Source organism: Aureimonas fodinaquatilis, assembly GCF_008369445.1.
GTDB classification, from domain to species: Bacteria; Pseudomonadota; Alphaproteobacteria; order Rhizobiales; family Rhizobiaceae; genus Aureimonas; species Aureimonas fodinaquatilis.
This window is the reverse complement of the sequence record NZ_VTWH01000001.1, coordinates 783632-810227: the sequence shown is the minus strand read 5'-3', so window position 1 is coordinate 810227 and position 26596 is coordinate 783632. Positions and strand designations below refer to the sequence as shown.

Below are 26596 nucleotides of genomic sequence, written 5' to 3'. Positions count from 1 at the left end.
GACGCAAAGTCCTCAGACGGCTTCTACGTCAGTTGGCCCCGGCAGCGGGCACCGCAGGTGCTGCACTGGTGGGCACCGATGGCGCTGCCATGTTGGCGTTGTCAGTATTGAAATACCGGAAAAACTCGGAAGTTGGCGAAAGAACCATGGTGGTTCCGGTGCCATCAAGCGCCGTTTTATAGGCCTGCATTGACCGATAGAATTCAAAGAATTCCGGGTTCTGTCCAAACGCTGCGGCAAAGGTTGCGTTGCGTTCCGCCTCGCCCTCACCCTGCAGGATAGCAGCGTCGCGGCGGGCTGCGGCAACTGTTTCCGATGCTTCACGATCGGCTGTGGCGCGCACTGTGCGTGCCCGAACCTGACCGTCCGCGCGCAAACGCTCGGCCTCTGCCAGACGTTCTGCCGCCATACGCTCGTAAGTGCGTTCGGAAATTTCCGGCGTCAGGTCGGTTCTTCCGATCCGAACGTCAATCAGGTCGATTCCCAGACGTTGTGCTTCCGGGCGAACCTGATCGCGCACTTCAACCATCATCGACGCACGTTCATCTGAAAGCGCTGCTGAGAAGCTGCGGCGACCATATGTTGCACGAATTGCCGAATCAAAGCGCGTCAGCAACAGGCGCTCCGCCTCGTCCAGCTGACCACCACGAACACCGCGGCGGAACAGAGCAGGATCTTCAATGCGGTACACCATGAAAGCGTCCACGTCATAAAACGCACCGCCAGAAACCTGAACGCGCAGATTGTTCAGATCCGAGCGTAAGAGACGGTTTGGCAGAAGCTGCACATTGTCAGCCTGCGCAAAGCCAAATGGCAGTTTGAAGTAAAGGCCCGGCTCGCTGATAACCCGCTGAATTTCACCAAAGCGCAAGACCAGCGCCTGCTGACGTTCGGAAACCACGAAGGCCGAATTCCACACAAAGATTACGATCACCGCGATCGTCGCGATTGCGGCGTAAAAACGGTTGCTCATCAGTTATTTCCCTGTGCGGCGTTGGTGCCAGCCGGTGCGTTCGGCGTCTCACCATCTGTCTGGCGCGGCGCAGCGCGCAATCTGTCCAGTTCTGTCAACGGAAGATAAGGCACGACACCGTTGCCACCGGCCGCATCGTCTGTGATGACCTTGTTGGAATTGCGCATGACGCCTTCCAGAGTTTCAAGGTACAGGCGACGGCGTGTAATGTCCGGAGCGCGCTCATATTCCTGCAAAATCGCAGAGAAGCGCTGCGATTCACCCACGGCCTCCTGAATAACGCGGTTTTTATAGGCAATGGAATCTTCGTTGATCTGCGCTGCCTCACCGCGCGCCCGGCCAAGCTGCTGGTTGCGGTAGATATTGGCCTCATCAACGAAGCGGCCCTGATCCTGTGTTGCGCGCTGCACTTCTTCAAAGGCGCTTGCAACCTGGGTCGGCGGTGCCGTTTCCTCAATGGAAACTGCGTTGATGGTGATTCCGGCGCCGTAATTGTTCAGCGTCTGCTGAATGATATTGCGCACCATTTCAGCAATGGCTGCACGATCATCGCGGAACAGATCGTCCACTGGATTGCGGCCAACAACTTCGCGCATGGCGCTTTCCGAAACGTGGCGCAGCATGCCAGGAGCATCATCTACCTTGAAAAGATAGGCTTGCGGGTCGGACACATAGGAAAGAACAGAGAACTTCACGTCCACGATGTTCTGGTCGCCCGAAAGCATGAGCCCGGACGTATCGTTGGCCGAAGTGCTGCCAATCTGCAGGCGGTTTTCCACCGCAGGCACCGTTTCAAAGCTTTCCAGCGGCCACATGGTCACATGCAGGCCTGGCGGGGAAAGCTCTTCACGCGGTTTTCCGAGAAAAACCTTAACGCCGTTTTCGCCCGGTTCCACGACGTGGATGGCGTTCATTGCCCACACAGCGGCAAGGCCGATGACAACCAGCGCACCAATGGCAACACCACCTATGCCGCCGGCGCTTCCGCCGCCATTGCCACCACCTGGAATGGCGCGGCGCAGCCTGTCCTGACCACGGCGCAAAATTTCCTCAAGATCGGGCGAACCGCTGCCACCGGGTCTTGGAGGCTGAGGCCCCTGCCCCCAAGGACCGCCGCCATTTCCGCCGCCGCCTTTCCGACCGCCGCTCCCCGTTTGATTGCTCCAGGGCATGTATTTCCTTCCACTCATGGACCACCGCATCATTTGCGGCGAATTATCCGACACTGATGTTCCTTATAGGAACTGCGTCAAGCCCGTTCAATGAGCGACTGGCGTTCAGCAAAGCACAAATGCGGGATTAATAGGATTTGCAGCAGAAAGCTGCCACACTATTCTACCACAAGTGGTATGCGGCGTGTCAAAGTCACAAATTCGGCTGGCGCACTGTCGCGTGGGCCTCGTTGCATCGGCGTCAGTTCGTCAGTCTTCCACTCAGTGTCCGGCAGTTCGGGGAAGAATGCATCGCCTGCCGGTTCAACGTCGATTCGCGTCAATTCGATTCGGGACACGACAGGCAGAAAAATCCGATAGATCTCCGCGCCGCCTGCGATGATGATTTCGCTGGCAGAACGGCTGCGGGCGCATTGTTTGGCCAGTTCCAATGCCTGTTGCGGCGTTTGCGCCTGCAATGCCCCGGGCATGACAGGGGTGTCAGAGCGGCTCAGCACAATTGTGTCACGCCCATCCAGAATCCGGCCGATGGATTGCAGCGTTTTGCGCCCCATGATCATCGGCTTTCCCATCGTCAGCGCGCGGTAGTGCTTCAGATCACCGGAAACATGCCAGGGCATTTGACCGTCCAGTCCGATAACCCGGTTACGGGCGGCCATGGCGACAACAATTGTAAGGTGGAACGGCTGGGGATTGAGCATGCAGGACAGCCTCTTATTGACGGGGGCCGGCATGGCTGGGGCGCCTGGATTCGAACCAGGGGATGGCGGTACCAAAAACCGCTGCCTTACCGCTTGGCTACGCCCCAAAAGCCCGATTGCCCGGGCGGAGGTTCCTATAACGCCTTGTTGGGTATCTGGCAACGCGGGAAGAAACATAAAATGCATTTCACAGTCTGAAAGTTTGCTTGCGCTGCATTCTGCGCAATATTATACAGCAAAAGGCTTCGGAGTGTAGCGCAGCCTGGTAGCGCACCTCGTTCGGGACGAGGGGGTCGGAGGTTCGAATCCTCTCACTCCGACCATATTTTTCAATGGGTTAGCTAAATTCTAATTTTTTCGGTGCGCCCGGAAATGCGCCCGGAAACCCCATTTCTCTGCGTTTGGTCATGCAAGGCTCACCGTTCTTGTAGCGCGGTGCGCAATTTGGCACCGCTTCAGCTTTGCGCCCGCTGTCTCAAATCAGTGTTTTTGTGCTTGGAATTTGGTGCCAAATGGCTTGCTAATCGGTACCAAATTGCGCGCCGCGCTACTGGTGCGTTCAGCTCATATTGGCACGCACAAAGGCTCCGACCTCCGCCAGCGCCCGGCGGCCATCCGCAAGCTGCGCGTAAAACAAGTGCCAGGCATGGATCATATGCGGCCAGACCTGCAACGTCGTCCGTACATTTGCCGTCGCGGCAACGCCGGCCAGCCGGAGCGCATCATCCAATAATGTCTCGTCGGACCCGACCTGAATCAGCAAGGGCGGCAAGCCACGTAAATCCGCATGAATCGGCGACACCATTGGCATGCGTGGATTGAGACCGTTCAGATACGCCGTTGCCAGTTCATGCAGGTACGGCCCCTGGATCAGCGGGTCCACCGCAGCTTTGGTTTGCATCGTGTCACCCGACATTTCCAGATCCGCCCAGGGTGAACTGCACCATGCGCAGGCAGGCAGGGCCATGCCCGCCTCACGCAATGAAACCAGCGTGGCGATCGTCAACCCGCCGCCAGCGCTTTCCCCGGCAATGACGATATTTTCCGGCAAAAAACCTCGCGACAGCAGGAACCGGTACCCGTTCAGCGCATCTTCCAGCGCCGCCGGAAATGGATGTTCGGGCGCCAGGCGGTAGCCCAGTGCCAGCGTGCGCGTGCCGGCCTCCCGCCCCGCTTGCGCGATCATATGCCGGTGGCTCTTGATTGATCCGGAAATGTAACCGCCGCCATGTAGAAACATGATCACCCGCGTCGGGTCCGCGGCCGGCGTGGTTGTCCATTCTGCCTTTACCCCACCTGCATCCACCGGCTCCACAACGACGTCCGCGGGTATCTCGTAGCGCGCGCCCAGGTCATCCAGTCTCTGCCGACGACCAGCAAGGTCCGCTGGCCTCTGGCCAGAAGCCAGCATCGCTCTTATGGCGGCTAGCTCCGTCTCCGTGTTTGTCATGCACGCCTCCTCCAAATTCAAACACGATGCCTGGCACCACCGAGGCTTCCCCAGCCGGCTGAATTCTGACGGCCGCGCTCCAGGCGAGTATGCCCACCAAAGCCGCTTTTCATTTATTGCTTATCGGTGTCAAAACCACATCCCGGCGTCGAAGCCTACAGTTTAATAGTAACCTCGCAAACAGGTATTTGAGTGCTTGCCTTATGGTAATACTCTCAAGGTGTAGCGTGCAGCCATGACAGTCGCGGAGGCAATATCACACGCGATCGCCCGCGAATAAGACCGGGCTGTTGTTGAAGGATCAAACCATCGAACTGCGCCGACCGCTTTGAAACAGAGGCTCGTGCCGCAGCCAGGCCGAAGCGGCCGCGTTGCGGAGGCACGAGCCTCATCTATTAAGCCTGCTCAGGCGGCTGCCGTCAGTGTCCAGGCATTCTGCAGAACCGGCTGCATAAAGTCTGCGTAGCCGGAGCCACCAAAGCCGGTTGTCTGAGCATCAGCCATGGCGCTGACCAGTGTCAGCACCATCAAGCCTGCCAGGGCTGAGCCGTTCTGATCGGCGAATGCAACCTTGCTGGAGTTGGCTCCCGCGAAATAGTCCTTAATCAGCACGCCCGCATGACCCATATATTCCGACTTATCCACACCGCTGACGATCTGTTCGCGACGCACCACCAAACTGTCTCCGTCGCGGACGAAAAACAGGTTGCGATAGTCGATGCCGGTGAAAATGAACAGGCTGCCGCTCAGATCCGCCCCCGATTCAGCTTGCACAAGATCGCGACCGAAATGGCCGCTGAAAAACATGGTGTCACCGCCATTTCCGAAGATATAGTCGTCCCCTTCGCCACCGTCGATCAGGTCAACCCCGGTGCCGCCATATAGCTCATCCCTTCCGGCGCCGCCAAACAGCGCATCCTTGTTGGCGCCACCAACCAGAGTGTCGTTGCCTCCACGACCAATCAGCCGGTTGTCTCCAGAATTGCCGGTCAGAACATCGTCATGTTCGGAACCTTCCAGCCATTCGATGCTGCGCACCGTGTCCTTCACGGGATTGGTTGTGCCAACAGAGCTTGCTGTCCTGCTTTCAATATTGGCATCCACCCCCTTGCTCATGAAACGGAATGACAGCGTGTCCGTGCCGGCACCACCGTCGAACACATCCGAAAATGTCAGGTTTGCCGTGACGATAATGTCGTTGCCGCCCTCGCCATACAGGTGATTGGGCGCGTTTCTGTCTGCGCTGTCGTCAAACAGAATGTCACTTCCCTCACCGCCGCGAAGTATGTCACTTCCCGCACCGCCGATCAGAATGTCATGGCCGGTTGAGCCCATCAGCGTATCATTGCCGGCGCCACCCAGAAGCAGACTTCCTGCAGAGCCGGCGTACAAATAGTCATTGCCTTCATCGCCATAAAGGGCGCTGGCCGCATCGCCGCCGTATATGGTGTCGTTGCCATTGCCGCCCCAGATGGAATCTTTTCCAGTGCCACCGCGCAATGTATCATTGCCATCGCCGCCGAAAATCTGATCGTCACCTTCACCGCCTTCGACGGAGTCATTGCCAAAGCCGCCGTCGATCGTGTCGTTCCCGGCATTGCCGAACAGATAGTCATTGTAGTTGACGCCGGAACTCTGCGCCAAAGGCGCGGCATTCGACTTTACACTCGGCGCATCATCACCGAAAATCAGATCGTTGCCGCCGCCGGCCCGAACCGTATCGCTGCCTTCGCCACCAATCAGCGTATCACCCGAACGGACAGCGCCTTCAACAGTGACCGGAGAGACATTGGTGCCGGTGTCGTGCAGATAATCATTTCCCGCACCAGCCATAACAAGATCGAAGCCCTCACCGCCGTTCAATGTGTCGTTGTGCTTGCCGCTGATCAGTTGGTCGTCGCCGCCATTGCCTGAAAGCGTATTGTTGCCATCTCCCCCGAGAAAGATGTCAGCGGCCTCCCCGCCCGTCATTTTGTCGTCGTGCGACGTGCCATGAACCCATTCGACGCCGACCAGAAGATCGACCTGCGAGTCCGAGTAATAATCCTTCACCGTCACGATCTTCCGCGTGACGACAGTGCGCGTTTCCTTGCCTTCCTGAATGGTGGTTTCCTGCAATTCCACATCGTGGAACGTGCCAAAACCAGCCTTGTTGACCCGGTAGCCCTGCAGCCCGGCCGCATTGTCCTGAAAAACGCTGACATCCAGCGCGGGGACATCCGCCTTGAAGGCAGTCAGCGCAGATCGATAATCCACGCCGTCATAATCTGCCCCGGCATCCACGTACATGGCACGCGCCGCGGCCAGAACCACGTCGTCCCCGGCGCCAAGGTCAAAGGCGAGCCCGCCTTGCTTGCCTACAATTTTCTCTCTTTGACCGTTTTTCAAAGCGCCGGTTTTCAGTGCCTGCGAGGCCACATTGGCCGCGTTTGCAACTGTGTTTGTTGCGCCATCCACAATGGTGAAAAGCGTATCAGCGACAAGCGAGGCTTTGCTGGTTCGCTTCTTGCCGCTGCTCAGCATGTCACGCTCTTCACCGCTGATCGGCATTGCAGGGGTAAGAAACAGAAAATACTGGGATTCCGCTTTGCTGCTGATATCGATGACATCGCTGCCAAGCCGCTGGCCGATCAGCCCGTTTGCCTTGATCGTCTGGTCGGCGCTGTCATAGATGAAATTGCGGTTGCTGCTGGCATTTGCCAGGAACACGCCGCCGGTTGCAGCCAGAAATGTTGCCATGTCCGACCGGGTTTCCTGCCCGGTGACCGCCACCACTCGTTTGGCATCTGTGGTGGCCGCAATGCGTTGAATGGCGTCGACATGACCGCGCTGGGCTATAATCTCTCTGGAATCAAAACCCTCATTCAGAAACTCTTTCACCGCGGCGGTAACAGCCGCCTCCCCGTCCGCGGCATTGATACCAAGGCGCGCCAAAAGATTGGCGGACCGAGACCCTGCTGAGCCACTTGTGCTGAGATAGCCGCCAAAATCGAAAAGTCCGCCAAAGGCATTCAACAGCGGAACTGACATGAAAATCGCCCGATTGCGCATGTCTGCGTAGTACTCGGCGCGAATTTTGTCCCCTTCCCAGTTTGTCTGACCATAAAGCGCCATTGCCTCGTCAACGGCTTCCTGGAACATGACGGCCTGGTAGACCGAAACCGGGCTGAACATCGATCCGACCAAGGCCCCGACGGGTGTCGTCTGCAACGGGGCCATTGCCAGCATAATGCCACTGCTGATTTTGACGAAAAGTTCGGCGCTTTGCGCAGCCAGCAATCCGGCAGATGCACCCTTGTTCGCGCCATCAATAATGCCAAGGATACTGGCCGCAGCATGTGCTGTTGCCCCGGCAAAATTCATACCGGCCGTGGAAACCGGCATGTAGAAATAGTCCTGGACCAGCCGTGCCGCCATGACGGCCTGAACATTGCGCACAATGTTCGTGGCGAAATAGGTCATCTGCAACAGGCTCTGGGCCGTTTGCAAATTGCTTCGGCCATCCGCCTGCATTTTGGAAATTTCATCTGCAAACAGCATCGCGAAGGATGCAGCTCCGGCAATACCGGCAACCTGGCGAGACAGCCTGACATCACGCGAAACATCCCAGTCCAAACGTGTGGCGCGCAGGCTTTCTATTGCCGATGCAAATTGTGAAACCAGCATTAGACTTGTCGCGCTGGTCTTCGCAATGGAATTGTCAGGCGATGTCAGAATAGAAAGGCTGGAAACAATATTGAGCAGACTGAGAAGAGCACTGGCGACCGGCAGATCATCATGTTCGCCAGCCTGCCCGCCATTGACCGTGATAACACCGCCCATTCCAATGCTGTAATACTTCCGCGTCAGAGTTCCGCCTTCATCACTGTAGAAAAAGCGCAGTCTGGGCTCGAGCCAGCTGCGGCGCGGATTGTTGCCCACGAAGCCGACCTGCTCGTCATTTCTGCCAAACCAGTCGTTCAGCGTGTATTCGCGGATGCGTGATTCCGCATATTTCAGATCATTGCGTTCAATCGACGCCATCAAAGCCTGGGGCAGCCGGGCGAACTGAGTGTTCTGCCAGACAGCCTCATACATGGCGTCCATTGGCTTTCTGTAATCAGAATTCGGCAGATAGAGATTGTATTTCTTGCCGGCGTCCGCGCCCTCTTGCGCCACAGTGGTCGGAGCATAGTAATTTTCATTTGCGTTGACCTTTGCAAAAATTGCCTGGGTCAACGCGGACATATTAAAACTCGGGCCGCTCTTGTTCTCACCAGCCAGATGACCGAAAAGCCCATCCAGAAGTGCGTCAACATCCGAAATTTCTTTGGTGATCTTATTGTATTCGTCAATAGCAAGCGCAACAGCACCGAGCAACTCGGCATCCGCGCCGGAAGAGTTATTAATGTTCACAGCCTTTTTCCCAATTCGTATTAAGCAACATGCGAGATAAAATCCCGCTGAAATACAAACTCAATTTTTCCGCAGATAAGCCATCAATATTGGTCAATACATAGAACGATAATTCAATTTATAATTGTAATTTATAATATTTATGGATACTATACCTTGTATATATGATGTATTTCCACAAATCGTTATATCAAACACAAGGTCTATGCAATTACTCACCCCGTCAAAACCAGTGGCCTGCGGGCGCTCATCCGCACGAAAAAGCCCCTTCGACATGTTGTCGAAGGGGCTTTTAAAATATCAGACTGAATGATGTTTTATGCTGCGCTGGCGACTATCCAGGCGCTTTGCTGGATCGGCTGGCCGTAATCGACGCCATCAACTCCCTCACCACCGTCGAAGCGGAACGCGCGTGGCGCTGCGACAACTGTATCGTCACCACCACCACCGTCGATATCAATCCCGCCCTCGGTGCCAACAACATTAACCGGTTTTCCGTTCTTTTGAACTTTGGTCAAGGAGCCGAGAGTGGCAATGTTTCGTGGATCAAAAGTTGTGTCGCTGTTCCCGTCGATCAAATGCATGACATCGACTTTTGTCGGACGCTTGAGGCCATGGGTTGTCTGCTTGCCATCAATCAGTGTCTGGCGCTCTTCTCCGCTGATCGGCATGACCGGGCTGAGAAACGCCACATACTGGGACTGCGCATTTGACGTCACATCGATCTTGTCCGATGTGAGCACAAGGCGGTCGTTTTTGCCGCCCTCAAGCACATACATGTAGTTTCTGTTGCTGTTGTCTGGAATAAGCCCGGTGAAACCGGCAATGGTGGCCTGATCGGACCGCAACTCCTGACCGGTAATGGCAATGACGCGCTTGGCCTCCGTTGTGTCTGCAATTTTCCGCATTGCTGCAACATAACCGTCCCGCAGGCCCTTCTCGCGGGAGTCAAAGCCATCACCCCAGAACTGCGCTTTCGCGCGTGCTATGTCTTCCGCAGATGAACCGCTGGTGATGCCATAAGAACTCAATATATGGTTTGCACTGGATGTTCCGGAAGAGAACATTGCTGGAAACAAGGCGGACAGCATGTTGAAGATCGGGATCGACGACCCAATCGCCATTTCCTTATAGTCATCGTACATATTGGCGATGGCCCAGTCGCCCAGCCAATTGGTCTGCGCGAACTTGTCGCGCGCGTCACTTGCCGCCTCAGCGTATTTTGTCGCATTATAAACGGCAGTCGGGCTGAACATGGATGCGGTCAGGAACGCCGCACCATATGCCGGGAAAATCGCATTCAGCGCGCCCATAGCCAAGTGCAGGCCGATTTCAGAGCCGCGAGCCCACAGATAATCAGCCGCTGCGCCCTTATTCACGCCAAGATCGACCACATTGAGAATATTTGCTGTAACATTGGCAGCGTTGCCAATGGCGAACATGGCGTTTGTGCCGATGGTCGCGGCGGAACCGACCAGATCCATTCCCTGCCCGGCCAGGCGCAAACCGCGGACGATGTTGACACCCGTATAGGCCATTTGCAGGCCGTCGCGCCATTTTTCCAGATCGGTTTCAGACTCACCTCGCTCGCGCATTAACCGCATCGCGTAGCCGAACAGACTGCCCAGCACAGCATCCACCTCGGACAGGTCGTTCTTTATGCCATTGTATTCGGACATCGCGACCGCAATGCTATTCAACAGTTCGGAAATTTCTGTAGAATAACCGCTTTGAGTATTATCGTTTCCCATTTTAATTATCCTGACAAAATAATTAAGCTTCGAAAAATTTAATTTACTTTTGGAATCGATACTTTCGGGCGCGATTTGAAAACTGATCGCTGCATTTGAAATAATGTTGTAGTTATTCTACGAAATACAAAACACTGATAAATAACTCAGGGAATAATTCAGTGGTGAACAATAATAAAATTGAAATTGATTTCAGTTCGCAATAATCCGCTTCTGCCTGGCAATCGCAGATGCGCTACAAATTCCGTTGACGTTGTAAAATTCAATCAAAAATGATCATACGAAAATGATCGAAACCACTAAAACAATTCGCCTGACAGGAAAAATATTATCATCCCCCCTCATTCATATTGAACGACACATCAAAAAGCGCTTTTGAAATCTGATCTTGAAAGTGAAGACAGTTGAATTTCATCTAAATATATAAATATCATACTTTGCAAAAATTATGATTGCAAGCGATTGTGTATTTAATTTTGTATAAAAATCGACCAGCGAAATTCACTTAAACCGCTGGTTCATATGGAAATTTTTTAGAGTCGAATCCAGTAAAGCGCTTGAGACATCGCATCTTGCCAAGTTACCTATGCCGCACCGCTCTCTATTGGCCACGACTGACCAGGCTTTCCGGCTTTGCTCCTCTCGTCTCAAACTTTGCTGGTCTTGAGGCGCCGGACTGCATGACGGTCAACCAAAACAAAAACCCCGCCGGAGTTGTTCCGACGGGGCATTCAGTTCAGCCGATAGAGCGCTTTAAAAGATCAGCGTTCACGCAGACTGTCGTGCAGATAGACATTCAGCGGCGACAGGAAATATTCAATAATCTTGCGGCTGCCAATTTTCACTTCCGCCGTGATGCTCATGCCCGGTGCGATGGTTATTTCCTCCGGCACTTCATCCACCAGAATGCGCATTGCAAATACCGGACCGACATTTTCCATCTCAATCGAGTCGGTGGAAAGAGTGGAGATCGTTCCAAGCACCAGGCCGTATTTCGTGAACTCGAATGCGTCCACCTTGACCTCGACCTGCAACCCCGGCCGCACAAAGCCAACATCCTTGTTGGGCAGCATGGCCTCAATCTCAATCGGGTCCTTTGTCGGAACAATCGTCATCAAAGGCTGGGCTTCAGTAACAACACCACCCTCGGTCTTGATGGCCAGTTCCTGCACTGTGCCATCGACCGGCGCCACGAGCATCATGAGTTCCTGCCTGCGCCGCGCCTTCACCAGTTCCTTGCCCAGCACCTGGACGTCCTGCGCCGAAGTGCTCTGCAGATCCAGCATTTCCTGACGCCAGCGCGAAATCAGATTGTCTTTCTGACGCTGCGATGTGTCTCGCGAACTGGATGTTTTCTCGACTTCGAACTTCTGATCAATCAGCGAGCGCTCCTGAACCAGTCGTTCCTGCTCCTTTCCCAGAAATTGCGAGCGGGAAACAAAGTCCTTCTTGGTCAGGCTTTCCAGACTTGCCGACAATTCACGGGTGATTGGAATGACCTGCTCCAGACCGTCAAGCGACGCTTTCGAGGCCGCCAGTTGCGTATCAAGCTGCCGCAGCTCGGCATTCTTCTCTTCAATGGCGGTTTCCATCGCCTGATAGCGGCCCAGCAACCGAATGTCCGCCTGAGAAATGTCTTCCTGCGGCAGATCCGCCAGTTTGGATCTCAGGGATTCCGGCTGGCTGTGATCTTCCATCGCCTTCAAAACCGAAGTCGCAATGGCATGATCAATCCGTTTGGCGGCAATCTGGGCTTCAAAACGCTCTACATCCGCGGCAACCATTTTGTCGTCAAGCTGGATGAGCTTGTCACCCTTGGCGACTTTCTGGCCATCCTTGACGTAGATGGATTTAACGACGGAAACCTCTGCCGCCTGCACAATTTTGCTGCCGCTGCCGGGAACCACCTTGCCACGACCGGATGCAATGACGTCCATTCGTCCAACAAACGACCAGATCAAAGCCAGCGAGAACATAATGATGATGCCCCAGGCCAGAATACGCGGAGCAGGATTGACGGGCGTGTCACGAAGCGAAAGCGCCGATGGCAGAAAATTCAACTCATCCGTGCTGCGCTTGGGTGCATCAAGGCTTCTGCGCTCCTTCCACGCCTCGGAAAAAATGTCTTTGTAACGGCGCCACAGCGGCGCCAGATCATGAAGAATGCCCATATCCTTTACCCCCGTGCCGATGCTTGAATGCCGTGCAGGCGCGCATAATGTCCGTTTGGACGGTTCACCAGATCACGGTGGTTGCCGCGCTCGACAATGTTCCCGCGATCCATGACGATGATTTCGTCGGCGTCATAAACAGCGGAGAGGCGGTGCGCGATGATGATAACCGTGCGCCCCCGGCATATTGCCGACATGTTGTTGCGAATGATGTGCTCGGACTCATAGTCAAGAGCACTGGTCGCCTCGTCAAAAATCAGGATTCGGGGGTTGCCCATTAAAGCGCGGGCAATGGCAATGCGTTGCCTCTGTCCGCCGGAAAGCGATGCGCCTCTTTCTCCAACAAGTGTGTCGTAACCCTCCGGAAGCTCAAGGATGAAGTCGTGTGCACCGGCAATTGTGGCGGCCTGAATGACCTGCTCGATGGGTGCTCCGGGTTCACTGAAGGCGATATTGTCCCGGATGCTGCGGTGGAACAGCACGTTTTCCTGCTGCACAACGCCGATCTGGCGACGCAGCGAAGATGCATCCGCCAATGCAACATCCATCCCGTCGATCAGGATACGGCCACGCTCCGGCACATGCATGCGCTGGATCAGGTGTGCCGTGGTGCTTTTGCCGGAGCCGGAGCGTCCAACAAAACCAATCACCTGCCCTGCCCGAATATCCAGATGAATGTCGCGCAGCACTTCCGGCCCATCAACCCGATAGCGAAATGTCACATTTTCAAACTGGATGTCGCCGCGGATAGGCGGCATCACCGAGCGCGAAACGCCCGTGGCTTCAGTCGGGCTGTTCAACACATCGCCCAGCCGCTGCATGGAAACACCGGTCTGCTGAAAATTGATCCAGAGCTGCGCCAGCCGCATGATCGGTTGCGCAACGCGGCTTGCCAGCATGTTGAACGCAATCAATTCACCAACGGAAAGATCACCGCTGATAACGAGCCGCGCGCCAAACCACAGGGTCAGCACCATCACAACCTTGCCGACCAGGGATACCGCTTCATTGGCAAACAGCGACAGCCGCTGCGTCATGAAGTTGGCCCTGACATAACCTGCAGTCTGCTCTTCCCACCGGCGGTTGACGTGTGGCTCCACCGCCATTGCCTTGATGGTTTCGATGCCCGTAACAGATTCCACAAGAAAGGCCTGATTTTCAGCACCGCGGCTGAACACCTCATCCAGCCTGCGGCGCAAGGGCGGGGTGATCAACATGGAAATTGCCGCATAGGCCGGGAGCGACAGCACCACAATGAGCGTCAGCACCTTGCTGTAGAACAGCATGACCGCGATGAACACGATTGAGAAGAAGCAGTCCAGAATTACGGTTATGACATTCCCGGTCAGAAAGGCGCGAATGTTTTCAAGCTCTTTCACACGGGCAACCGAGTCACCCACCCGTCGGCTCTGAAAATAGGCAATGGGCAATCTGATGAGATGGTTGAACAGCCTGGCGCTCAGCTCGACATCAATGCGGGATGTGGTGTGCGTGAAAATGTAACCGCGAAGATAGCTGAGGAATATTTCGAAAAAGCCGATGGCGAGAAGACCAATGGCCAATGTATCAAGCGTGGTCAGGCTGCCGTGAACAATAACTTTGTCCATGATGACCTGGAAAAAGATGGGCGTCAGCAACGCAACAACCTGCAAGGCAAAAGAGGCTACGAAAACCTCGCCCAGCAGCTTGCGATATTTGACTACGGCCGGAATGAACCAGGTGAAATCAAACTTGGCAATTTCACCGCCGCGCAGCAATTTGGCCCGCGTCAGCACAAGGTCGCCCGTCCATCGTTCTGCGAGCTGCTCGGCATCAAGCCATTGCGGACGACCCACCGACGGATCGTGGATCAGGGCACGACCGCCATCGTAGCGAGCCATGACGAAAAATCGCCCGTCCTTGCCAAGCGCAATGGCGGGTAGCGGCGTCAGACGCAGACGATCCGCCGTTGCAATTACCGCTTTTGCCTTTAGCCCGACCTCCTTTGCTGCAAGCAGCAGTTCAGTCATGCCAAAAGCGCCGGTACTGGCGCGAAACCGATGATCGATATTTTCTGGTGATACGGCGATACTGTGTAGCGCGGCAAGAACGACAAGGCACTCAACCGCGAGACTATCGCTTGAAAAATTTTGTTGCTTCATATGAACACTTCGCATGTGCAAAATAGCTGAAACTAGGCTTACAGTAATACCTATAGTCTTATCTTATATTCTATAAATAACAATAAATTATAGATTGAATAAAATAAGGCGCACGCCTATTCAGACGTGCGCCTCCGGTTTAAAAAAATGGATGCTGGTTCAGGCAGTCAGTTCAGGGTAAAGCCTCCAGCGCGTGGGCCGAACATGCAGCCTGGAGCCAATCTCCACCGCGGAATCTGCCGGAAGTTCAACCTCAACCCTCCGACCCTCGCCGGAGTCAAACTCGGCCACGCGGGAACGGCCAGCTCGCCTTGCCACAGAAACGGTGCCGGCAACGGTTGCAACCTCCGGCTCGACAATTTCCATGTCATGTGGCCTTGCAAAAAGCTGGAACTTTCCGTCTGACACGTCTGTTTTGCCGATGAGGCGGCCCTGATAGGCAATCTGCCCGCTTCGCACATCCACCGGCAGCGCATTGGATTGGCCAATGAATGAGAAGACAAACGGCGTGGCGGGCCGATCATAGATATCGTCCGCTGAACCGACCTGCTCAATCTTGCCCTGGCTCATCACCACAACCCGATCAGCCAGTTCAACCGCCTCTTCCTGATCATGGGTTACAAAAACGGTTGTATGGCCAGTCTGTTCGTGCAGTTCGCGCAGCCAACGGCGCAGATCTTTGCGCACCTTGGCATCCAGTGCGCCAAAAGGCTCATCCAGCAACAGCATGCGGGGTTCAATCGCCAGTGCACGCGCCAATGCCACGCGCTGCCGCTGGCCGCCGGAAAGTTGAGCCGGATATCGATTGGCCAGGCCAGACAATTGAACGAGATCCAGCAGTTCCAGCGCTCGTTGGCGAATATTGGCGCTGCTTGGCCGATCCGCGCCTTTGCGCACCCTCAGGCCGAAGCCGATATTATCGGCAACCGTCATGTGTTTGAACAGCGCATAATGCTGGAACACGAAACCGACATTGCGCTCCTGCACGCTTTTTTGCGAAGCCTCTTCACTGCCGAAAAAGATCTGCCCGCTGTCTGGAAATTCCAGACCGGCAATCAGCCGTAGCAAAGTGGTTTTTCCGGAACCGGAAGGGCCGAGCAAGGCGATCAACTCGCCGGACTGGATATCGAGTGACACATCATTCAGCGCGGCGAAGCCGTCAAAACGCTTGTGAATGTGCTTGAGATGAATGTCCATCACTTAACCTCAGTGACCAGAGCGACCCGACGCGGCCAGATCGCCCGCGAAGCGCCATTCGAAGAAGGTTTTAACTCCCAGCGTTACAAGGGCCAGCAGCGCCAGAAGCGTTGCCACCGCAAATGCAGCAGAGAATGCATATTCATTGTAGAGAATTTCGACGTGCAGCGGCATTGTGTTGGTGTAGCCGCGAATGCGCCCGGATATAACGGAAACCGCGCCAAACTCGCCCATTGCGCGGGCATTGCACAAAAGCACGCCATAGAGCAGCGCCCAGCGAACATTTGGCAGAGTCACCAGGAAAAAGGTTTTCCAGCCGCTGGCACCAAGAGATATGGCGGCTTCCTCATCACCAGTCCCCTGCTCCTGCATCAGCGGTATCAGTTCGCGTGCCACAAATGGCAGCGTGACAAACATCGTAGCCAGAACAATTCCGGGAAGCGCAAACACCACTTTCAAACCGAATGGCTCGATCAGCGGCAGGAAATATCCCTGTGCCCCGAACAGCAGAATGAAAACAAACCCCGCAATGACCGGCGATATCGAGAAGGGCAGATCAATCAGAGTGATCAGCAGGCTTTTGCCGCGAAATTCAAACTTTGCGATAGCCCATGCTGCCGCCACCCCGAACACCAGATTGAGAGGCACCGAAATCGCCGCAACCAGCAATGTCAGCTTCATCGCAGCAACCGCATCCGGCTGGACAATGGCCTGCCAATACATGGCGATGCCGTTGCGGAATGCTTCTACAAACACGGCAACCAAAGGCAGAAAGAGGAAAAACCCCAAAAAAGCCAAGGCGATGAAAAGGAGAACGTATTTCATCAACCGGCTTTCGGTCGTCACACCCCGGTGGTGGGCAAGCTCACGCGACATGACCAAATCTCCTGCGGCTCCATGCCTGTATGAGGTTGATGACCAGCAGCATCAGAAACGAAATGCCCAGCATCAGTGCCGCCACAACGGTGGCACCGCCATAGTTGAACTCTTCCAGCCGGATGACGATCAGAAGCGGGGCTATTTCGGATACATAAGGTATGTTGCCTGCAATGAAGATGACCGAACCATATTCACCAACAGACCGTGCAAGCGCCAAGGCAAATCCGGTCATCAAGGCAGGCAGGACAGAGGGGAACACGACCTTGCGGACAATTTGCCAGCGGTTGGCTCCCAGAGTTGCCGCCGCTTGTTCAAGTTCGGAGTCAAACTCCTCAAGCACTGGCTGAACCGTGCGCACGACAAATGGCAGGGAAACAAATGTCAGCGCGACAACAATTCCCAATGGCGTATAGGCAATGCGCAGACCGCCATCTCCGAACAGCGAACCGAGCGCCGTGCCTGGCGCAAACATCTGGCCGACCCAGCCATTTGGCGCGTAAAGCGCGGTCAGGGCAATGCCTGCCACGGCTGTGGGCAAGGCAAATGGCAGATCGATGACTGCGTCAACAATGCGCCGCCCGGGAAACTGGTAACGCACCAGAACCCAGGCAACGAGAAAGCCGAAAACGGCATTGATGGCTGCCGCAATGAAGGATGTGACGAAAGACAGCCTTAATGCCAGGAACACACGTTCACTGGCTGCCATTGCCCAGAACTCTGACCAGCCAATGCTGAAGCTTCGGAACAGAAGTGCCGCCAATGGCAGCAGCACCAGGAGGCTGAGATAGCTGAGCGTGAACCCCATTGCCAGACCGAAGCCCGGCACGACGCTTGGTTTTTTAAGAGCGAAACGCCCAGCCATTTTGGCCCTTGTCGTTTGGCGCTCAAATGACGCGCCATGCGCCCCGGAGCCCGGTTCAGAGTTAACTGTGCTTGACAAAGTTTGTCCCAAACATCGTGCAGAGAAAAGGGGGTATCAGTATGAACCGTCCGTAGAGACGTAAATCTGTCACCGTGGGCGGTAAATCTGATCGAAGATTCCACCTTCGCCAAAATGCTCAGGCTGCGCTTTGACCCAGCCACCAAACTGAGCGTCATCGATTGTTACAAGCTCCACATCCGGGAACCGCTCCAGCAAGCTTTTGTCAGTGACCTTTTCCGGCTCGGATGGACGGTAGAAATGGCGTGCTGCCAGCGTCTGCCCTTCATCGGAATAGAGATAGTTCAGATAGGCTGTGGCAACTTCCCGCGTTCCCTTGGCGTCCACATTACCGTCCACCAGCGCCACGGGCGGCTCTGCAAGAATGGAAACGGTTGGCACCACGATATCAAACTGGTCGGGCCCAAGTTCTTCCAGCGCCAGAAATGCCTCATTTTCCCAGGCCAGCAGCACATCGCCTATGCCACGCTGTACAAAGGTTGTGGTGGAACCGCGTGCGCCGGTATCAAGCACAGGGACGTGGCGGTACAGTTCGCCAACAAACTCCTTGGTCTTTTCCAGATCATTGCCATAGGCTTTATTGGCCCAGGCCCATGCCGCCAGATAGTTCCAGCGGGCACCGCCGGAGGTTTTGGGGTTGGGAGTGATAACCTGCACGCCATCTTTCAGCAGATCATCCCAATCCTTCACATCTTTGGGGTTTCCCTTGCGGACAAGGAACACGATTGTCGATGTGTATGGGGCAGAATTGTCCGGCAGCAGAGTGCGCCAGTTTGCCGGAATTTTGCCGGTTGCCTCGGCAATGGCATTGATGTCGGCTTCCAGTGCCAGGGTCACCACGTCAGCATCCAGACCGTCAATGACGGTGCGAGCCTGCGCTCCTGAACCACCATGCGACTGACGGATTTCGATAGTGGGATGCCCCTCGCCGGTCCAATGTTTCAAAAACGCTTCGTTATACTCGCGGTAAAACTCACGAGTTGGATCATAGGAAACATTCAGCAGGGCAGTTTGAGCGGACGCTGGCATTGCCGACGTCAGAACCAGCCCCAAAGCCAGAGCAATTCCATGAAATGCAAGTAACGGTTTTGCGCCAGCGCGCAGCCGGGAACCATTTTGAGCCATATGCCATCCCCTAATATCTACCAGTTCTATGGCTTAGGTTCATATTCCTTGCCCGCAGTGTCAATCGCAGCAAAGAAGAACGCAAAGCCCGTTTCGAACAGCGAGCAGAGAACGCAACAAGTTTATCGATGCAAGCGCATGGAGGAGAATACAACTCCATTTTAAGGCGCTTTTGCACGGGCCGATAACGGCCCATTTTGCTCAGTTTGGAATGCTTGTCAGCAGTATTATCAGTTTTTGCCCACAATCTGGCAATCCTGAGGCGAGAAATACAGCTCAACCCTTGCCCCATGTTTGGGCGGGGGATTCGTTGGATCGTTAAACACGTCCACCAGAACCGGGCCGCCAGCAGTGGCAGCCTTGAGCCGCACCACAGAACCCAGAAAAGCCACATGCTCCACGCTGCCCGTCAGGCGGTTTCTGCGCTTTTCAGAAGGGTGGAGTGACACGGATTCCGGCCGCAGGGCAAGCATGACCGGCGTGCCAGACGCAGAAGCGAGTTCATCCACGGCAATTGTCTCTGTGCCGATCCGCAGCGTATCAGCGGCAACGGCCTCTCCTTCAATCAGGCTGAGAGTGCCAACAAACGAGGCGACAAAGCGACTGGCCGGGCGATTGTAGATTTCGAATGGCGTGCCAATCTGCTCAATGCGCCCTTCGCTCATCACCACAATCCTGTCCGACATTGACAGGGCTTCTTCCTGATCATGCGTCACATAGATTGTGGTAATGCCCAGATTGCGCTGCAAGGCGCGAATTTCATCGCGAAGCGATATGCGGATTTTAGCATCCAGCGCAGACAGGGGCTCATCCAGCAGAAGAACCCTTGGCTTGACGGCAATGGCGCGCGCTAGTGCGACGCGTTGCTGCTGACCACCAGAAAGCTGGTACGGATATCGTGCAGCCACATGCGGAAGCCGGATCATTTCCAGCATTTCCTGAACGCGGCTGTTGATTTCCGCTTTGGGTCGCCCGGCCACTTTGAGTCCGAAGGCAACGTTGTCGGCGATCGACAGGTTGGGAAACAAGGCATAGGACTGGAACACCATGCCGATTTTCCGGGCATTGGGTGGCAGATTGTTCACCCTCTCGCCATCAATATCGATGGTCCCGCCGGTCGGTGTTTCAAACCCCGCCACCATACGCAAAGTGGTGGTCTTGCCGCAGCCTGAGGGGCCCAGAAAGGAAATGAACTCGCCACGAGCGACCGACAGGTTGAAATTTTCAACCACTGCATTGGCATTGTAGGTTTTGCGCAGATTGGCAATCTCGAGAAAACTCATGTCGTGGCTTGCCTTTTCCGTCTGAACCATCCGCGTGCCTGCCGCTGATCTGCGCCGTGACCGCGACCGCCAACCACCTGCAGCATGACCATGCAGGCCCATGTGATGGCAAATGCTATCATGGCCAGCGCCGCCGGCTCATAGGCGCGGTTGGCTCCGACAAGTTGTAGATAAGGGCCGAAAGCCGGGCGGTTGAGCAAGCTGGCCAGCACAAACTCACCAATGACAATCGCAAATGTCAGAAATGCACCGGAGATAACCGCGGCCCGGACATTGGGCAAAATGACCCGGAACAGAATGGTGCGCTTGCTGGCCCCCAGGCTTTCCGCCGCTTCTGTCAGCGTGCGCACGTCGATGGCGGACAAGCCGGTATCCACCGCGCGATACATGTAAGGCAATGCCAGCACGACATAGCCGAAAACCAGCAGAAGATTGGTGCCCGCGACAGTGCCGGTAAACGGCAACCATGATGAAGAATTGTACAGCCGCAGATAACCGAACACCAGAACGATGGGCGGAATGACCAGCGGCAACAGCGTGATAAACTCCACCACCGGCCGCAGGCGCGGCAGTCTCAGCCGCACCCAGTAGGCCGTCGGCACCACCAGAAGGGCCCCGAGCACAATTGTTGCCAGGGCGGCGACCACCGAAAACGTGAATGTGGACCGAAACCGATCATCGGCAAACACGATGCGATAAGCTTCAAAACTCCACTGACCGCGCAGCATGGAAAGTGAAAACTGGAATGTTGCAACCAGCGGCAGCACAAAATACAGCGTGCCGAAAATGACAACCAGCCATGGCCCGAGACGCCCTATCTTCATTTGCGCCACCTCTCTGCCCGCGACCGCAGCCAGATGTACAAGACATTGGAGCAACCGGTGATCAAAATCATGCCGACTGCCAGCGCATAACCCAGATTGGGGTTGTACAATACGTCACCCCGGATTTGCGCATAAAGCAGGATGGGCACAATGTTGAGAGATGAGCCGGTGAGCGCATAGGCCGTTGCAATGGCTCCGAAGGCATTGGCAAACAGCAGCAGAAAGCAGCCGAGAATGCTGGGCGCCAGAACCGGCAGCGCCACCATGCGCCAATATTGCCAGCGGCTTGCACCCAGTATGGAGGCCGCTTCGCGCCATTCCTTTTTTAACCCGTCCAAAGCTGGTGCAATGATCAGCACCATCAACGGAATCTGAAAATAGAGATAGGTTATCGTCAGGCCCCAGAACGACAGAAGATTGAAACCGAGACGATAGATATTGACGCCAAATGCTTCATTCAGGAAGACGGTGATAAGGCCGATGCGTCCCAACGTTGCCAGAAATGCGAAGGCCAGCGGAATGCCGGCAAAATTGGACGCCACACCGGAAAATGTGGTGACCGCCGGACGGATCCATTGAGGCAGATTGCCATGAACTATGGCATAGGCGATGAAAAAGCCGATGATTGCGCCCAGACCCGCCGATGCAAGGCTGATGCGAATGGAAATCCAGTAAGCGGCCATGATCTGCGGCTGAAACAGCGAAATCATGTTCTGGATGGTGAAATTGCCGCTGGAATCCTGAAAAGCGCCGACCACCAGATACAGCGTCGGACCAATCAGAAACAGAACTGCGAACAGAAAAAACGGTATGACGCCCAGCAAGGTCAGTGAGGGGCGCTGAAAACGCGCACGGCCTTTCGGCTCGTTTCCTTGTACAACTGCCGTGGGTTCAAGTCCGGCGACCGACGACATCAACACCTGCTTTGTAGGAAGAATGGCAAATGATCTGGTGCGGGACCGGCCATCAAGGGCCGGCCCCGCGTCAGATTACTGAACGTTGGCGCCGACAACGCTGTCCCAATTTGCCGTGATGACGGCCTTGGCCTCATCCTGCTCGGCAACGCTGGGGAACTTGGCCGTTTCATAGGCTTCAACCGGCGGCAGACGGTCCAGCAGTTCCTGTGGAATCTTGCCGGCAGCAGCCATGGCGTTGAAGCGGATCGGGTGGCAATAACCCTTGAGCCAGGTTAGCTGCCCCTCGTCGGAATACAGATACTCCATCCACAGCTTGGCAGCGTTGGGATGGGGTGCATATGCGCTGATGGCCTGAACATAGACGCCGGCAACAACACCGGTCTTTGGCACAACAACCTCAACCTCAGGGTTGCCAGCCAGCGTGTCGCGGCCCGAAAGGGCGTTGTAGTCCCAACGGATCATGATTGGCGTGGTGCCCTGCGCCAGTGACGCTGGCTTGCCAATAACCGGCACAAAGTTTCCGGCAGCATTCAGTTCCTTGAAGAACTCCAGGCCAGCCTCTGCAATTTCAGTCGGGCTGCCGTCCGGCTTGCGGGAAAGCCCGGCAGCATAAACTGCCTGAATGGCCTGTGCCGAAACGCGTGGATCACCGGCCAGAGCCACCGAATTCGAGTATTCCGGCTTCAGGAGGTCTTCCCAGTCCATCGGGATTTCATCAACAATATCCTTGTTGATTTCAAACGAGAGCACGCCGTAATAGTCACCGTACCAGTAACCCTCGGCATCCTTGGCATCGTCCGGAATTTCGTCCCAGGTGGCAACCTTGTATGGCTGTACCAGCCCTTCCGACTTGGCTGCCGGGCCGAATGAAAGCCCTACATCCAGCACGTCCGGAGCCTGCGGGCCGGTATTGCCCTTATTGGCTTTCACAGCCTCGATTTCATCGGCCGAACCAGCATCCGGGTTCAGCTCATTGATTGTCAGGCCGTACTTTGCCTTGAAGCCGGCAAGCACTTCACCGTAGTTGCACCAGTCATGCGGCAGGGCAATCGTCGTCAACTGGCCTTCTGCCTTTGCGGCAGCAACCAGCGCATCCAACGAGGCTTCCTGCGCCAGCACGGAGCTGGTTGACATTGCCACCAGCGCGGCGACGGAAATCGACAGTCTGAAACGTCTCATACAGATGGTCCCCTCGTTCGTCGGCTGTCGGCGCTCCGGCAACCGGACTGTGTTTCAAGTCCGGTCGCCAATAGCAGCCCGCCATGACATATTTTTAAAGGCTGAAAGCCCGTTCAAGCAACTTCTGTTTGAGCATCAGGAAACGCTCTAAACCAGACTTGCGCAAGCGAAAAAATCAGCCGGAAGCAATTACCGGTCGTTCCTTGCAGAGGCTGCACTTTTCAAAAGGCTGGCAACCGTTGTGACCACCAGAATGCCGACAATAACCGCCAGTGAGAAGTTGGTGGAAATGTAGGGCAGACCCTGGATAGGCTCGCCGCCGTTCAGGAACGGCAAGGTATTGGCCTCCATTGCATGAATGACCAGCTTGACGCCGATGAAGCCAAGGATGAGTGCCAGCCCGAAGCCCAGATAGACCAGCCTGTCCAGCAGACCGCCCAGCAGGAAGTAGAGCTGCAACAAGCCCAGAAGCGCGAACGCATTGGCGGTGAAGACAATGTAGGGCGCATTGGTCAGGCCGTAGATGGCCGGAATGGAATCCAGCGCAAACAACAGATCCGTCATGCCCAAAGCCAGAATGACGATGAACATCGGAGTGAAAAACAGCTTGCCATTCTCTCGCACGGTCAATGCGTTGCCACGATAATTGTCTGTGGTGGGCAGATGACGCTGGAAATATTTCACCAGCGCATTGGGCTCATAAACCTCATCTGTTTTCTTGGCGCCATGTGCAAAGCTTTCCACCGCCAGCTTGTAGGCTGTGTAAAGCAGAAACGCACCGAAGACGTAAAAGACCCAGGAGTAACGCTCGATTGCCGCAGCACCCAGCGCGATGAAAATACCACGCATGATCAACGCAATGACAATACCGATCAGCAGCGCTTTCTGCTGATAGGCCGCAGGCACGCGAAAGCTTTTCATGATGATGACGAAGACAAACAGATTGTCGACCGAGAGGCTTTTTTCGGTGATGAAACCGGCAAAATACTCGACACCGTGCTTACGGTCCCAGAAATGCCAGACACCCCAGCCAAACAGCAGAGCCAGCGCGATGTAAAATGTTGACCACAGCGCTGCCTCACGGAATGTCGGCTCATGCGGCTTGCGAACATGGGTGAAAAAATCAAAAACAAACAGAGCGGCAATACCGCCGATTGTCGCCAGCCAGACCCACGTCGGAACAACGTCCGCCGGAGCTAGCCCACCAAGTGCTGTTTGATCCAATTCACCCTCCGTTGTGGCCTTATCAGCTTTTCGCCGGCCTTGATGCAGACAGCAGAACCAGCTGCTCGCCCACGCAATGATGCGTCGCAATACATTGTTCCAGCCGACCCGTCACGATAGACGGATCGGCCATAGCGCAGTTGTGATCGAGTTTCCAGCTTGTCAACGCGGATCAGACCGTTTGGACGGGAAAAGCTCTATCTCCCGGTCAGCTCCTTGGCGGCAGCAACAACTGCCTGACTGGTAATCCCAAACTTTTCATACAGTTGCGGAGCCGGAGCGGAAGCACCAAAGCCGTGCATGCCGATGAAACGGCCATTGTCACCGATCCAGCGATCCCAGCCAAAGCCAATTGCCGCTTCAATAGCAATGCGTGGCGCAGTGCCCAGCACCTGCTGACGATAGGCTGCATCCTGCTCGGCGAAAATATCCAGACACGGGGCAGAAACCACGGCAGCCGCAATACCCTCAGCCTTCAAGGCTTCGGCGGCATTCAAAGCCACTTCGACTTCCGAGCCCGTGGCAATCAGCGTCACGGCGCGCTCTCCCTGCGCCTCACGCAAAACGTAAGCGCCCTTGCGGGAGCGGTTTTCGGCCACATCACCCGCTCGCACGGTGGGCAGGTTCTGGCGCGAAAGCGAAAGAACTGTCGGACGATTTGTGGTTTCCAGCGCGATTTCCCAGGCCTCTGCCGTTTCAATGGCATCTGCCGGGCGGAAAACATTCAGGTTTGGTGTCGCGCGCAGCATGGCCAGATGTTCAATCGGCTGGTGCGTTGGACCATCTTCGCCAAGGCCGATGGAATCATGCGTCAACACATAGATGACGCGCAGGCCCATCAGCGCGGAAAGGCGCATTGCCCCGCGCATATAGTCGGAGAACACCAGGAAGGTGCCGCCATAGGGGATAAAGCCGCCATGCAACGCCAGACCGTTCATGACCGCAGCCATGGCATGCTCGCGAATGCCATAGTGAATGTAGCGCCCGCCGTAATTATCGGCTTGAACGCTGGTCATGCCCTTGGTCACGGTGAAGACCGAATGCGTCAAATCTGCCGAACCGCCGATTGTCAGCTCTGTCAGTGCATTGATCACTTCAAGCGTCGCTTCCGATGACTTGCGCGTTGCAAGCTTTGGCTGCTCCTGCGACAATTTCTCGCGGTAAGCCGCCATGGTGGCAGCAAAGTCTGCCGGAAGCGCTGTGCTGACTGCCGCATCAAACTCGGCCCGCCTTGGAGATGCGTCGTGCCGCTTTTCCCATTCGGCGCGTCGCTCGGCGTTCTTTGTGGAAATGGCCCGCCAGCGGCTGACAACCTCGTCCGGCAGAACAAAAGCTTCGCTGGTCCAGCCCAGAGCCTTGCGTGTCGCCGTTATTTCATCACCGCCCAAAGGCGCGCCGTGGCTTTTTTCTGAGCCCGCAAGCTTGGGCGAGCCATAGCCGATAATCGTGCGGCAGGCGATCATCGTTGGCTTGTCGGAGCGCTTGGCCTCTGTCAGCGCCTTGCGCACGGCAGCAGCATCATGCCCGTCAATCGAAACGGCATTCCAGCCGGATGCCTTGAAGCGCGCCACCTGGTCTGTCGATGTTGAAAGACTGGTCTTGCCGTCGATGGAAATTCCGTTGTCGTCAAACAGAACAATCAGCTTGTTCAGCTTCAGATGCCCTGCAAGGTCAATGGCTTCGTGGCTGATGCCTTCCATGAGGCAGCCATCGCCGCAGATTGCATAGGTATAGTGGTCCACAAGGTCGTCGCCGAAGCGCGCATTCAACATGCGCTCTGCCAGCGCAAAGCCGACAGCATTGGTGATGCCCTGCCCCAGCGGACCGGTGGTGGTTTCGATTCCCAGCGCATGGCCATATTCCGGGTGTCCGGCTGTCTTGGCTCCCAACTGGCGGAAATGCTTCAGCTGATCCAGCGTCATGTCGGAATAGCCGAGAAGATGGTGAACAGCGTAAAGCAGCATCGACCCGTGGCCGTTGGACAGCACGAACCGGTCGCGATCCGGCCATGACGGGTCTGCAGGATCCACATGGACAAAGTCTTCGAACAAGACAGTTGCCACGTCGGCAAGACCCATAGGCATTCCCGGATGGCCGGAATTGGCGGTTTGCACGGCATCCATAGCCAAAGCGCGAATGGCGTTTGCCATCTCGCGCGAAGGGTCGTTGCCGGAGGAAACGGCGGGGTTCAATTGCTCAGTCATAGTCGTCCTCACTTCGTTCCAGCGCGACGTGTGTCTGCCACGCATGATGTTCCAGACCAGAAATCGGGCG

The 26596-nt window shown here is 55.6% G+C and carries 18 protein-coding genes and 2 tRNA genes; 1 reads left to right on the top strand and 19 read right to left on the bottom strand.

The window, feature by feature from the left end:
• Positions 1–28: 28 nt before the first annotated feature.
• From hflC to FPY71_RS03795, 4 genes are all read right to left on the bottom strand, one after another.
• Complete coding sequence (gene hflC, locus FPY71_RS03810; protein WP_149297769.1) at positions 29–973, bottom strand: protease modulator HflC; 945 nt, start codon at positions 971–973, stop codon at positions 29–31.
• Positions 973–2145, bottom strand: coding sequence for an FtsH protease activity modulator HflK (hflK, locus tag FPY71_RS03805; protein ID WP_149298663.1), 1173 nt, complete (start codon positions 2143–2145; stop codon positions 973–975). Before hflK ends, hflC begins: the two co-directional genes overlap by 1 nt.
• 158 nt (positions 2146–2303) lie before the next feature.
• Positions 2304–2846, bottom strand: coding sequence for a dihydrofolate reductase (locus FPY71_RS03800; protein WP_149297767.1), 543 nt, complete (start codon positions 2844–2846; stop codon positions 2304–2306).
• Positions 2847–2878: 32 nt separating this feature from the next.
• Positions 2879–2953, bottom strand: a tRNA-Gln gene (locus FPY71_RS03795).
• 139 nt (positions 2954–3092) lie between these two features.
• Here FPY71_RS03795 and FPY71_RS03790 point away from each other — a divergent pair.
• Positions 3093–3169, top strand: a tRNA-Pro gene (locus tag FPY71_RS03790).
• A 236-nt stretch (positions 3170–3405) separates the two neighbouring features.
• On the opposite strand, the gene FPY71_RS03785 is transcribed toward FPY71_RS03790, so the two are convergent.
• From FPY71_RS03785 to tkt, 15 genes are all read right to left on the bottom strand, one after another.
• Positions 3406–4296 (bottom strand): alpha/beta hydrolase, encoded by an 891-nt coding sequence (locus tag FPY71_RS03785; RefSeq protein ID WP_149297765.1) that lies wholly within the window; start codon positions 4294–4296, stop codon positions 3406–3408.
• 405 nt (positions 4297–4701) lie between these two features.
• A complete protein-coding gene (locus FPY71_RS03780; protein ID WP_149297764.1) occupies positions 4702–8691 on the bottom strand; it encodes a hypothetical protein in 3990 nt (1329 codons plus the stop codon).
• 317 nt (positions 8692–9008) lie between these two features.
• Positions 9009–10370: a hypothetical protein gene (locus FPY71_RS03775; protein ID WP_188052190.1), complete on the bottom strand. Its 1362-nt coding sequence runs from the start codon at positions 10368–10370 to the stop codon at positions 9009–9011.
• Positions 10371–11203: 833 nt separating this feature from the next.
• Positions 11204–12613, bottom strand: coding sequence for an HlyD family type I secretion periplasmic adaptor subunit (locus FPY71_RS03770; RefSeq protein WP_149297760.1), 1410 nt, complete (start codon positions 12611–12613; stop codon positions 11204–11206).
• 5 nt (positions 12614–12618) lie between these two features.
• Complete coding sequence (locus FPY71_RS03765) at positions 12619–14754, bottom strand: type I secretion system permease/ATPase (RefSeq protein ID WP_149297758.1); 2136 nt, start codon at positions 14752–14754, stop codon at positions 12619–12621.
• Positions 14755–14913: 159 nt separating this feature from the next.
• Complete coding sequence (locus FPY71_RS03760) at positions 14914–15951, bottom strand: sulfate/molybdate ABC transporter ATP-binding protein (protein WP_149297757.1); 1038 nt, start codon at positions 15949–15951, stop codon at positions 14914–14916.
• Positions 15952–15960: 9 nt separating this feature from the next.
• Positions 15961–16827, bottom strand: coding sequence for a sulfate ABC transporter permease subunit CysW (cysW, locus tag FPY71_RS03755; RefSeq protein ID WP_149297755.1), 867 nt, complete (start codon positions 16825–16827; stop codon positions 15961–15963).
• Positions 16817–17692 (bottom strand): sulfate ABC transporter permease subunit CysT, encoded by an 876-nt coding sequence (gene cysT / locus FPY71_RS03750; RefSeq protein WP_149297753.1) that lies wholly within the window; start codon positions 17690–17692, stop codon positions 16817–16819. The genes cysW and cysT overlap by 11 nt, the downstream gene beginning before the upstream one ends.
• Before the next feature lie 147 nt (positions 17693–17839).
• Entirely contained in the window at positions 17840–18895 is a 1056-nt protein-coding gene (locus FPY71_RS03745; RefSeq protein WP_149297751.1) for a sulfate ABC transporter substrate-binding protein, read from the bottom strand.
• Positions 18896–19125: 230 nt separating this feature from the next.
• Positions 19126–20178 carry an ABC transporter ATP-binding protein gene (locus tag FPY71_RS03740; RefSeq protein WP_149298661.1) on the bottom strand — a complete coding sequence of 351 codons (1053 nt, stop codon included), beginning with the start codon at positions 20176–20178 and terminating at the stop codon, positions 19126–19128.
• A complete protein-coding gene (locus tag FPY71_RS03735) occupies positions 20175–21002 on the bottom strand; it encodes an ABC transporter permease (RefSeq protein WP_149297749.1) in 828 nt (275 codons plus the stop codon). The genes FPY71_RS03740 and FPY71_RS03735 overlap by 4 nt, the downstream gene beginning before the upstream one ends.
• Entirely contained in the window at positions 20999–21916 is a 918-nt protein-coding gene (locus FPY71_RS03730; protein WP_149297747.1) for an ABC transporter permease, read from the bottom strand. The genes FPY71_RS03735 and FPY71_RS03730 overlap by 4 nt, the downstream gene beginning before the upstream one ends.
• A gap of 75 nt (positions 21917–21991) precedes the next feature.
• Positions 21992–23053, bottom strand: a complete 1062-nt coding sequence (locus tag FPY71_RS03725; RefSeq protein ID WP_425457864.1) for an ABC transporter substrate-binding protein — start codon at positions 23051–23053, stop codon at positions 21992–21994.
• Between the two features lie 234 nt (positions 23054–23287).
• Positions 23288–24322, bottom strand: a complete 1035-nt coding sequence (locus FPY71_RS03720) for a TerC/Alx family metal homeostasis membrane protein (protein WP_149297743.1) — start codon at positions 24320–24322, stop codon at positions 23288–23290.
• 197 nt (positions 24323–24519) lie between these two features.
• A complete protein-coding gene (gene tkt / locus FPY71_RS03715; RefSeq protein WP_246160117.1) occupies positions 24520–26526 on the bottom strand; it encodes a transketolase in 2007 nt (668 codons plus the stop codon).
• Positions 26527–26596: the final 70 nt, after the last annotated feature.

Excerpts from the sequence above, each read along its gene's own strand:
- hflC (WP_149297769.1), bottom strand. The coding sequence starts at position 973 with ATGAGCAACCGTTTTTACGCCGCAATCGCGACGATCGCGGTGATCGTA.
- hflK (WP_149298663.1), bottom strand. The coding sequence starts at position 2,145 with ATGCCCTGGAGCAATCAAACGGGGAGCGGCGGTCGGAAAGGCGGCGGC.
- FPY71_RS03800 (WP_149297767.1), bottom strand. The coding sequence starts at position 2,846 with ATGCTCAATCCCCAGCCGTTCCACCTTACAATTGTTGTCGCCATGGCC.
- FPY71_RS03785 (WP_149297765.1), bottom strand. The coding sequence starts at position 4,296 with ATGACAAACACGGAGACGGAGCTAGCCGCCATAAGAGCGATGCTGGCT.
- FPY71_RS03775 (WP_188052190.1), bottom strand. The coding sequence starts at position 10,370 with ATGTCCGAATACAATGGCATAAAGAACGACCTGTCCGAGGTGGATGCT.
- FPY71_RS03770 (WP_149297760.1), bottom strand. The coding sequence starts at position 12,613 with ATGGGCATTCTTCATGATCTGGCGCCGCTGTGGCGCCGTTACAAAGAC.
- FPY71_RS03765 (WP_149297758.1), bottom strand. The coding sequence starts at position 14,754 with ATGAAGCAACAAAATTTTTCAAGCGATAGTCTCGCGGTTGAGTGCCTT.
- FPY71_RS03760 (WP_149297757.1), bottom strand. The coding sequence starts at position 15,951 with ATGGACATTCATCTCAAGCACATTCACAAGCGTTTTGACGGCTTCGCC.
- cysW (WP_149297755.1), bottom strand. The coding sequence starts at position 16,827 with ATGTCGCGTGAGCTTGCCCACCACCGGGGTGTGACGACCGAAAGCCGG.
- cysT (WP_149297753.1), bottom strand. The coding sequence starts at position 17,692 with ATGGCTGGGCGTTTCGCTCTTAAAAAACCAAGCGTCGTGCCGGGCTTC.
- FPY71_RS03745 (WP_149297751.1), bottom strand. The coding sequence starts at position 18,895 with ATGGCTCAAAATGGTTCCCGGCTGCGCGCTGGCGCAAAACCGTTACTT.
- FPY71_RS03740 (WP_149298661.1), bottom strand. The coding sequence starts at position 20,178 with ATGAGTTTTCTCGAGATTGCCAATCTGCGCAAAACCTACAATGCCAAT.
- FPY71_RS03735 (WP_149297749.1), bottom strand. The coding sequence starts at position 21,002 with ATGAAGATAGGGCGTCTCGGGCCATGGCTGGTTGTCATTTTCGGCACG.
- FPY71_RS03730 (WP_149297747.1), bottom strand. The coding sequence starts at position 21,916 with ATGTCGTCGGTCGCCGGACTTGAACCCACGGCAGTTGTACAAGGAAAC.
- FPY71_RS03725 (WP_425457864.1), bottom strand. The coding sequence starts at position 23,053 with ATGTCAACCAGCTCCGTGCTGGCGCAGGAAGCCTCGTTGGATGCGCTG.
- tkt (WP_246160117.1), bottom strand. The coding sequence starts at position 26,526 with ATGACTGAGCAATTGAACCCCGCCGTTTCCTCCGGCAACGACCCTTCG.